The organism is Kitasatospora sp. NPDC058170, from assembly GCF_042883905.1.
Taxonomy (GTDB): Bacteria; Actinomycetota; Actinomycetes; order Streptomycetales; family Streptomycetaceae; genus Kitasatospora.
Map to the genome: position 1 here is coordinate 300,049 of NZ_JBHVUV010000005.1, position 8,927 is coordinate 308,975.

Sequence of the window (8,927 nt, forward strand, 5' to 3'; positions counted from 1 at the left end):
GCCCGGGCCCGGCGAGACCGTGCGACGGCGGCCGGAGCCGCCTCGATGACCTCCCCGCCGGGCGTTTCCGAGTCATTATCACTGGTCAGACGGGGTCGGTCGGCACCGGTCGGGCCGGGTCGGTCCGACCCGGTGGTGTTGCCGGTGCCGCTTCGGGCGGTGCTTCCGGTGGTGCGCAGGGAGGCCGGGCCCGGCCGGGGTCACGCCCGGTCGGCGGTGACGAGGTGGTAGTCGAGCAGGCCGCTCCTCCAGGCGGGGAGGAAGTTACGGGTCCAGTGGCCGGGCGGGACGGTGTCCTCCAGGTAGCGGTCCAGGCCGGGCCAGACGTCGGCCCCGATCGACACGGTACGGACGTCGGTGAACCCGGCGTCCGTGAGGTCGGCGGTGAAGGCGTCGAGCGGATGGGCGACGTCCAGGCCGTCGGCGAAGCTGCCGAGCAGGATGCTCAGCCGTTCGGCGACCTCCGGGCCGGAGCTGAAGAAGGTGGTCACCACCAGCCGGCCGCCGGGGCGCAGCACCCGCGCCGCCTCGCGGGCGAAGCCGGTCAGCTCGCGGAAGTGCTGGGCCGCCTCGACCGAGTAGACGCCGTCCAGCGAGCCGCCCCGGAAGGGGAGCTCGTCGGCCGCGCCGAGGGCGTACGCCAGTCGGTCGGGGAACGTCGCCAGCGCCTTGGAGTTGACCGTCCGGGCGCGCTCGATCTGGTCCGGGTGGATGTCCACCCCGGTCACGGCGGCGAACCGGAACTCCCGCAGCGCGAGTGCCGCACCCAGCCCGCGCCCGCAGCCCACCTCGGCCAGCCGCAGCCGCTCGGCCGGCCCGGGGAAGGCGCTCAGCACCCGGCGGTACAGCTGCTCCTGGCTGTGGATCCGGTCCTCGGGGCTCGGAGCCGTGATGTCGATCCCGTGCCAGTCGCCGAAGTTGATGAAGCCGCCGGCGAAGCTGGCCGCCATCGCGAGGTCGCCCACGCCGTACGTCTGGCGCACGGTGGCGGGGATGCGGTCGTGGTTCATGGATACTCGGTCTCCTCTCGGGTCGCCGCCCGGGGGCCGCGGCGGGCCCGGTGCTCGGGCGCGCGCCGCAGTACGTACCCAAACCTGATGGCGGGCGAACGCCGGAAATCGACCGGATGACGTAAGGGGCAAGCGAGTTGACGGTCATACCGAATGACGAATCCGCCGTTGGTGGGAGCGCGGTGCACGGGGCCGGGAACGGGACGGAAGTAAAAGGAGTGGACAAGTGCGGGCCGGGAGCACCTAGATGGTGAACCGGGACCGTCCGGCCCCACCGCCGTGAAGGAGAACGGGATGACCACCGAACGCATCGCGCCGCCGCTGACCGGGGGCGAGCGCGAGATGCTGCGCGCCTTCCTGGACTTCCACCGGGCGACGCTCGCCATGAAGTGCGACGGGCTCACCGACGAGCAGCTGCGGCTCAAGTCGAGCCCGCCCTCCACGCTCAGCCTGCTCGGGCTGGTGCGGCACATGGCCGAGGTCGAGCGGGCCTGGTTCCGGCGGGTGATCGACAAGGAGGACGTCCCGTGGGTCTGGTCGCCGGAGGGGGACTTCCAGGTGGCGTACGACGCGACCGGCTCCTCCCGGGCCGAGGCCTTCGAGGCCTGGCAGGCCGAGGTCGAGCACTCCCGGCGGATCGAGCGGGAAGCGGAGTCGCTGGACGTGACGAGCTACTGCGCCCGCTGGGGCGAGGACGTCTCGCTGCGGCTGGTGATGCTGCACCTGATCCACGAGTACGCCCGCCACAACGGGCACGCCGACTTCCTGCGCGAGAGCATCGACGGCGTGGTGGGCGCCTAGACGGGTCGGGCCGGGGCGGCCGTCGCGGGGCCTTGGCAGTTTGCTGCCATTTCGCGCGGGAGGCCCGGCGGGCCGCTGACAGACTCCCGTCATGACCTCAGAGACCATTACCGCGGCGGCCGCGGGCACCTGGAAGCTCGGCGACCTGACCGTCAACCGGATCGGGTTCGGCGCGATGCGCCTGACGCAGTACGGCGAGGCGCTCGGCAACGGCGTGCCGCGCGATCGCGAGCAGGCGATCACCGTGCTGCGCCGGGCCGTGGAGCTCGGGGTGAACCACATCGACACCGCCGCGTTCTACTTCTCCTCGCTGCGCTCCGCCAACGAGCTGATCAACCGGGCCCTGGCGCCCTACGCGGACGAGCTGGTCATCACCACCAAGGTCGGCCCGGCGCGGGGCCCGTCGGGGGAGTGGGCGGCCCACGCCCGCACCCCGGAGGCGCTGCGCGGGCAGGTCGAGGAGAACCTCCGCCAGCTCGGCCGCGACCACCTGGACGTGGTGAACCTGCGCATCGTCGGCACGGACTCGATCGCCGAGCGCTTCGGAGCGCTGGCCCGGCTGCGGGAGGCCGGGCTCATCCGGCACCTGGGCATCTCCAACGTCGGTGCCGGGCACCTCGCCGAGGCCCTGGCCATCGCACCGGTGGTCTGCGTGCAGAACCGGTACGGGATCGGGGCGGCGCCCGAGCAGGAGGCGCTGCTGCGGACCTGTGGTGAGCAGGGCATCGCGTTCGTGCCGTTCTACGCGATCGCCGGCGCGGGCGGCCAGGGGGGCACGACCGGCACGGACAGCGAGGAGGTGCTCGCGATCGCCCGCGAGCGCGGGATCAGCGCCGCGCAGGTCCGGTTGGCGTGGACCCTGCACCGGGGCCCGCACGTGCTGGCCATCCCCGGCACCGGCGACCCGGACCACCTGGTCGAGAACGTGGCGGCCGGCGCGCTGCAGCTCTCCGCGGAGGAGCTGGCCCGCCTGGACGCGGTCCACACGGCCGCCGCGTAGCCGGGCGGAAGACCGGGGCGCACGGCGGACCGGGCACGGGCGGGGCGGCCCCGGCCCGCCGGGGAGAGGGCGGGCCGGGACGGCCGGGCGGGCCGCCGCAGACAGGGGGGAGCGGTGGCCGGCCTAGGCCGGAGGCCGACCGGGTTCACAGCGGGCGGGCCTCCGATCTGGTCAACGGCGCACGGACCGTCCCAGGTTCATCGAGACCGGTCATCGAGGCAGCTCACCATGGCCGGCCACCCACTGCTGGTGCTACCAGCCCAGCAGGTACGCGCCCCGGAGCAGCCCGTCCAGCACGGTCTTCACCACGGTCGCCGCGTCCGCCGCCGGGTCCACCGGGACTTCGTGCCGCTCCAGCGCGCCCAGGCCGCCGAGCGACCCCTCGTCCGCCGGCCGGGACTCCTCCCGGGCCGGGTCGGGGCACAGCAGCACGTAGTGCAGGGGCGCGCCGGTGGCCCGGCTCTCCCGGCGGAAGGCGTGCAGGTCGGACGGCGCGATCCGGCCCTCGACCACCACCTGGTAGCCGCCGCTCGCGAAGGCGAAGGCGGCCTGGGCGGCGGCCGTCAGCACCGTCTCGTTCTGCCGCCGGGCCTCCGGCAGGTGCGGCGCGACGAACCCGCGCCGGATCGCTCGCCCGAAGTCCTCCGCGCGCAGGTGCGCACCCGGGTGCAGCGCCTCCGCCAGCAGCGGTGCCACCGCGTCCTCCCCGGCCCCGGGCCGGCCGGAGAGCACGACGACGCCGCCGGATCCCCGACCGCCCCCGAGTTCCGGTCCACCTACGGTCGTACGGTTCACAGCTGCTGATCCCTTCGCGAGCCGGCGATGGACGGGCGGGCCGGGGCGGGCGCCCGGCGCCGAGATCAACTTAGTCCACGGTGCCGCCCCGACGCCTCCCCCTCCCTAGGGTCCGCCTTCAAGCTCCCGTCGTTCGCCCGGAGGGCGGGCTTGGCGGCGTTCGGGTGCGTGCATCGCAAGGCGGAGGAGGGAGCCACTGCGGTGGGGGCACCTCCCGGCCGAAGGCTGGGGGCCATTGGCGACTGACGACAACGCGGCGTGGGGGTACCTCCCGGCCGAAGGCTGGGGGCGTGCGTGCCCGAACGCCGCCAAGCAGACGGGAGCTTGAAGACGGACCCTAGAGCTCCTCGCTGCGCAGCACGATCGGGTTGGTGAGCGCCGCCATCGGACCCCAGGGGAGGTCCGCGCCCATCGCGTTGCCCTTGCCGGGGGTGCCGTCGGCCTTCGGGTGGCGGACCTCGGCGCGGACGTAGGAGGCCAGCGAGGCCGTCGTCCGCCAGACCACCGTGCCGACGCCCTCGGCGGGCAGCGACTCCTGGTGCAGCTGCCCCTCGTCGGTCAGCAGCCGGACCGTCCCGCCCGGTACCCCGGACACCGCCAGCCGTACGTCCACCGGCGCGTCCGCCGGGACGGTCAGCTGCTCGCCGATGCCGGCCTGGCGGCCGTGGCCGGTGGCGGTGAAGTCCAGCTGTACGGAGGCGGATTCGGCCAGCCAGCTGTGCCCGGACCGCAGGCCGTCGAGGACCGCGTCGCGGGTGAGGTCCTCGGCCCGGACGACGGTGTGCGGCGAGCCGATCACCTGCGGGGCGCTGTGCGCGTCGCTGTTGCCGACGGCGGGCAGCCAGGGCCGGTCCTCCCGCAGGGCGACGGCGAGTTGGGCGTCCCAGGTGTCCACCGCCGACTCGTCGTCGTACGTCCACGGGCCGTTCCAGACCTCCACCGCGTCGGCGTCCTGGTAGCCGAACTTCCACTGGCAGCCGACGTACGGGCAGTACGGGTGCGCGGGCACCACCAGCCCGCCCTGGCGGCGTACTTGGCGGGCCAGCCGGGGGAAGGACTCGTCGCGCGAGCGGTACCGCCAGTCGACGAACCGGCCCGGCTGGAGGCCGAGCGCCAGCCAGTGGCCGTTGCGGGTGGTGACCTCCTCGCCCAGCACGATCAGCAGGTCCGGACCGGCCAGCGGGCCCCAGACGGCGTGCGAGGAGGTGGTGTTGTGGTCGGTCGAGACGATGAAGTCCAGCCCGGCCGCCCGGGCGCCCTCCGCGACCTCGGCGGGCAGCCGGCGCCCGTCGGAGTGCACGGTGTGCAGGTGGCAGTCTCCCCGGTACCAGGCGCGGCCCCGACCGCGGGCCCGCTCCGGCGGGTAGGACGGGGTGAACTCGGGCCCGGGGGCGCCGAATCGGAGCGTGACGCGGACGGTGTAGTCGAGCCCCTGCGGGGCCACCTGGTAGGGGCCCAACACCACGTGCCAGGTGCCGGGCCGGATCGGGCCCGGGAGGTAGCCGGGGGTCGCCTGGTCGCGGGCGACGGCGAACTCGGTGCGGAACCCGCCCGACCAGCCCCGGAAGCCGCGGCCGCCGAGGTCCGTCCCGCGCTCGTCGAACAGGCCGATGTCGCAGGAGTTCCCGGGGGTGCCGGCCGGTACGGGTGGTTTGTCGTAGCTGTAGGAGACGGCGATCTCCCGTACTCCGGACGGTACTTCGACGGGCAGGTAGACGAAGTCCGGTGCGCCGGTGGGGAGGTGGCCGGTGAGGGTGAGCACGGTGTCGGTCGGGGCGGTCGGGGCGGTCGGAGCGGCCTCGGCGGAGCCGGCGGCGTCGAGGCCGAGGGCGGTGGCGGTGCCGGTGGCCAGGCCCGCCTGGAGCAGCCGGCGGCGGGCGAGCGGGGGATGGTCGGCGTTCTCGGGGGTGGGCATGCGGGTGGCCTCCGGTCGCGGGCGGGCACCGGCGGCGGGGGGTCCCGGACCGGTTCGTCCGCCCCCTACCCCCGCCGGTGAACCCGGGGTGAGCCGCGCCCCACCGTGGTGGGTCGGGTCAGTGAAGGAGGCCCGGCACCCCGACCGGGACGGCCAGCAACCGGCCGCTGCGGGTGCCCTCCGGGGTGGGCCACTCGGCGGCGGTCACGTAGAGGGTGCGGCCGTCCGGTCCGCCGAGCGCGCAGGAGAAGCAGCCGAGTTCCAGGGCGACCCGCTGCACCACCTCGCCGCCCTCGCGGACCCGCACGCAGCAGCGGCCCGGGACGTCCGCGAACCAGAGCGCGCCCTCCGCGTCGAGGCTGATGCCGTCCGGTGCCGACCCCGGTACGGCGGCCCAATCCCGCCGCCCGGTCAGGCCGCCGTCCGGGGCGATGTCGAAGGCGGTGAGCCGGCCCGCGTAGGACTCGGCGACGACGAGCGTCCCGCCGTCGGGTGTCACCGCCATGCCGTTGGGGAAGGCCAGGCCCTCGGCCACCCGGCGTACCGCGCCGTCCGGGGTGACCAGCGCGATCAGGCCGGGGCCGGGCGCCTCGCCGCCCATCAGGTCGAAGCCGATGCAGTTGACGTAGGCGTGGCCGCGGGCGTCCACCGCGACCTCGTTCCACGGGCGGTCGCAGACCGGACGCAGGTCGGCGTACGGGGTGAGCGTGCCGTCCGCCTCGCGCCGCAGCAGCCGGCGGTCGCCGCCGGCCACGACGAGCAGCCGGCCGTCCGGGGCGGGCAGCCAGTCGATGCAGAACGGGAACGAGGGGATCCGGGCGGCCACGGTGGCGGCGCCGTCCTCGTCGACGGTGATCAGCTCCTGGGCGCCCCAGTCGCAGAGCCAGAGGCGGCCGTCGTGCCAGCGCGGTGACTCGCCGAGGACGAGCCCGGTCAGGACGGTACGGACGGCTGCTGCGGCCATGGCGGACTCCTCGGTGGCGGGCCCGGCGGCCGGGCGCCGTTGGGCTGTCCGGAGCAGGGGACCGGACCGGCCGACTTCCTGGTTCGCGCCCGTTCCCGCCGGGCGGAGTGCCGGGGCGGCGGGGGCCTGGAGTTGCGGGCGACGGTCGATCAGAGTTCATAGAAACAGACAGTCGGCTTGTCCGACCGTACTGACGGCTGTGGAGGTGGGCATGTCGCTGAGTCGGCGGAGGCTGCTGGCGCTGGCGGCGGGTGGTGCGCTGGCGGGGTGTCAGCCCACGGCCGGGGACGGGGCCGGTGCTGCTGCCGGGGCCGGGGCCGGGGCGGCGCCGACCGTTTCGGCAGCGGCCTCGCCCGGGGCCGCCGCGCCGGCCCCGGGGTCTGCCTCGGCATCGGTCCCGGGGTCTGCCTCGGCGCCGGCCTCGGTCTCGGCCGATCCCCCTGCGCCGCCGGTCCCGGCCCCGGCCCCGGCCGCTCCCGTGCCCGCGCAGACCGTGACCCGGGTCGTGACCCGGGCCGAGGCGGTCGCCCGGTACGGGGACGCCGAGCCCACCGCGTGGGGGCTGGAGGGGGCCGGGGTGATCACCGGGCTGCCGGAGGGCGAGCGCGCGCTGGCGCTCACCTTCGACGCCTGCGGCGGCCCCGGCGGGAACGGCTACGACGCCGACCTGATCGACTTCCTTCGGGCGAACGGCGTGCCCGCCACCCTCTTCCTCAACGCGCGCTGGATCGACGCCAACCGGGAGGAGTTCGACGGCCTCGCCGCCGACCCGCTGTTCGAGATCGCCAACCACGGCACCGCCCACCGCCCGCTCTCGGTGACCGGCCGCTCCGCGTACGGCATCGCGGGCACCCGGGACAGCGGCGGGGTGTACGACGAGGTCGCGGGCAACGCCGAGAAGCTCACCGGCCTGCTCGGCCGCCCGCCCCGCTTCTTCCGCTCCGGCACCGCCCACTACGACGACGTCGCCACCCGGATCGTCGCCGACCTCGGCCAGCGGGTCGCGGGCTTCACCGTCAACGGCGACGGCGGCGCGACGCTGACCGCGGGCCAGGTCCGCCGGGAGGTGGGCGCCGCACCGCCCGGCGCCATCGTGATCGCCCATATGAACCACCCCGGCGGCGGCACCGCCCCCGGCGTCGCGGCGGCCGTGCCGCCGCTGCTCGCGGCGGGGACGCGCTTCGTCCGGCTCTCGGACGTCCTCGGGTAACAGGCCGGGGGCCGCCGCCGCGTCCGCGCGCGGCGGCGGCCCCCGGTGGGGTGCGGCGGGCTACTCCTCCGATCCGAGCTGGCCTTCGATGAGGCGGAACAGCTCGTCGTCGTCGGCCAGGTCGAGCTCGGTGGGGAGCTCGGCGGCCGGGGCGAGCCGGGCCAGTACGGCGGCGAGGCGGGCGGTGACGCGCTCGCGGGTCCCGTCGTCGGGGGCGCCGTCCAGGGCGGCCTCCAGCTCGTCCAGTCGGCCGAGCAGGGCCGCCGCCCCGCCGGGGAGGCGGTCGGCCAGTTCGGCGCGCAGGTGGGTGGCCAGCGCGGTGGCGGTCGGGTGGTCGAACAGCAGGGTGGTCGGCAGCCGCAGGCCCGTCTCCGCGCCCAGACGGTTGCGCAGGTCGACGGCGGTGAGCGAGTCGAAGCCCAGGTCCAGCAGGCCCCGGTCGGCCGGGACCGGGCGACCGGACGGGCGGCCCAGCACCTCGGCGATCACCGCGCGGACCAGGTCGAGGGCGACCCGCGGCCGGTCCGCCTCCGACGCCTCGCCGAGCTTGCGCACCCACGGCGGTGTCGCGTCCGGCCCGGACGGCCTCCGTGCGGCCGCCGGGTCGGTGACGCCCGCGGAGTCGGTGGCGGTGGCGGCCGCCGGTGCGGACCCCCGCACCAGGCCGCGCAGCAGCGGCGGCACCCGGCCGGGATCGCCCGAGGCGCCCAGCGCCACCAGGTCCAGCCGGGCCGGTACGGTGGCCGCCGGTCCGGCCGCGAGGGCCGCGTCGAACAGGGCCAGCCCCTCCTCGATGCCGAGCGGTGCCACCCCCGTCCGGGCGATCCTGGCCAGGTCGGCACTGCTCAACGCACCGCCGAGACCGCCCTGTTCGGCCCATAGGCCCCAGGCGAGCGAGCTCGCCGGCAGGCCGAGGGCGCGGCGGTGCTGCGCCAGCGCGTCCAGATAGGTGTTGGCGGCCGCGTAGTTGGCCTGACCCGCGTTGCCGATCACGCCCGCGATCGAGGAGAACAGCACGAAGGCGTCCAGGTCGAGCTCGCGGGTGAGCTCGTGCAGGTGCCGGGCCGCCTCCGCCTTCGGCCGGAGCACCTGCTCGAAGGCCTCCTCGGTCAGCGAGTCCAGCGTGGCGTCCGCCGTGACGCCTGCGGCGTGGATGACGGCGGTGAGGGGGTGGGTGGTGGGGATGGTGGTGAGGAGGTGGGTGAGGGCTTGGGGGTCGGTGGTGTCGCAGG

The 8,927-nt window shown here is 75.6% G+C and carries 8 protein-coding genes; 3 read left to right on the forward strand and 5 right to left on the reverse strand.

Annotated features, from left to right (window positions below; translation table 11 throughout):
- Positions 1-200: 200 nt before the first annotated feature.
- Positions 201-1,010, reverse strand: coding sequence for a class I SAM-dependent methyltransferase (locus ACFVVX_RS08690; protein ID WP_387942917.1), 810 nt, complete (start codon positions 1,008-1,010; stop codon positions 201-203).
- Between the two features lie 294 nt (positions 1,011-1,304).
- Here ACFVVX_RS08690 and ACFVVX_RS08695 point away from each other — a divergent pair, with 294 nt between their 5' ends.
- The gene (locus ACFVVX_RS08695; protein WP_387942919.1) at positions 1,305-1,811 is read left to right on the forward strand and encodes a DinB family protein; all 507 of its coding nucleotides are present in this window, start codon (positions 1,305-1,307) and stop codon (positions 1,809-1,811) included.
- Positions 1,812-1,902: 91 nt separating this feature from the next.
- Entirely contained in the window at positions 1,903-2,811 is a 909-nt protein-coding gene (locus ACFVVX_RS08700; protein ID WP_387942921.1) for an oxidoreductase, read from the forward strand.
- A 252-nt stretch (positions 2,812-3,063) separates the two neighbouring features.
- Here ACFVVX_RS08700 and ACFVVX_RS08705 read toward each other — a convergent pair whose 3' ends face one another.
- The 3 genes from ACFVVX_RS08705 to ACFVVX_RS08715 form a co-directional block, all read right to left on the reverse strand.
- Positions 3,064-3,606 carry an ATP-binding protein gene (locus ACFVVX_RS08705; RefSeq protein ID WP_387942923.1) on the reverse strand — a complete coding sequence of 181 codons (543 nt, stop codon included), beginning with the start codon at positions 3,604-3,606 and terminating at the stop codon, positions 3,064-3,066.
- A 337-nt stretch (positions 3,607-3,943) separates the two neighbouring features.
- Positions 3,944-5,521: a CehA/McbA family metallohydrolase gene (locus ACFVVX_RS08710; RefSeq protein ID WP_387942925.1), complete on the reverse strand. Its 1,578-nt coding sequence runs from the start codon at positions 5,519-5,521 to the stop codon at positions 3,944-3,946.
- A gap of 118 nt (positions 5,522-5,639) precedes the next feature.
- Positions 5,640-6,485: an SMP-30/gluconolactonase/LRE family protein gene (locus ACFVVX_RS08715; RefSeq protein WP_387942927.1), complete on the reverse strand. Its 846-nt coding sequence runs from the start codon at positions 6,483-6,485 to the stop codon at positions 5,640-5,642.
- Between the two features lie 478 nt (positions 6,486-6,963).
- On the opposite strand from ACFVVX_RS08715, the gene ACFVVX_RS08720 reads away from it, so the two are divergent.
- The gene (locus ACFVVX_RS08720) at positions 6,964-7,695 is read left to right on the forward strand and encodes a polysaccharide deacetylase family protein (protein ID WP_387942929.1); all 732 of its coding nucleotides are present in this window, start codon (positions 6,964-6,966) and stop codon (positions 7,693-7,695) included.
- 60 nt (positions 7,696-7,755) lie between these two features.
- Here the strand turns inward: ACFVVX_RS08720 and ACFVVX_RS08725 are convergent.
- A partial coding sequence (locus tag ACFVVX_RS08725; protein ID WP_387942931.1) for a KR domain-containing protein occupies positions 7,756-8,927 on the reverse strand: 1,172 nt, incomplete at its 5' end.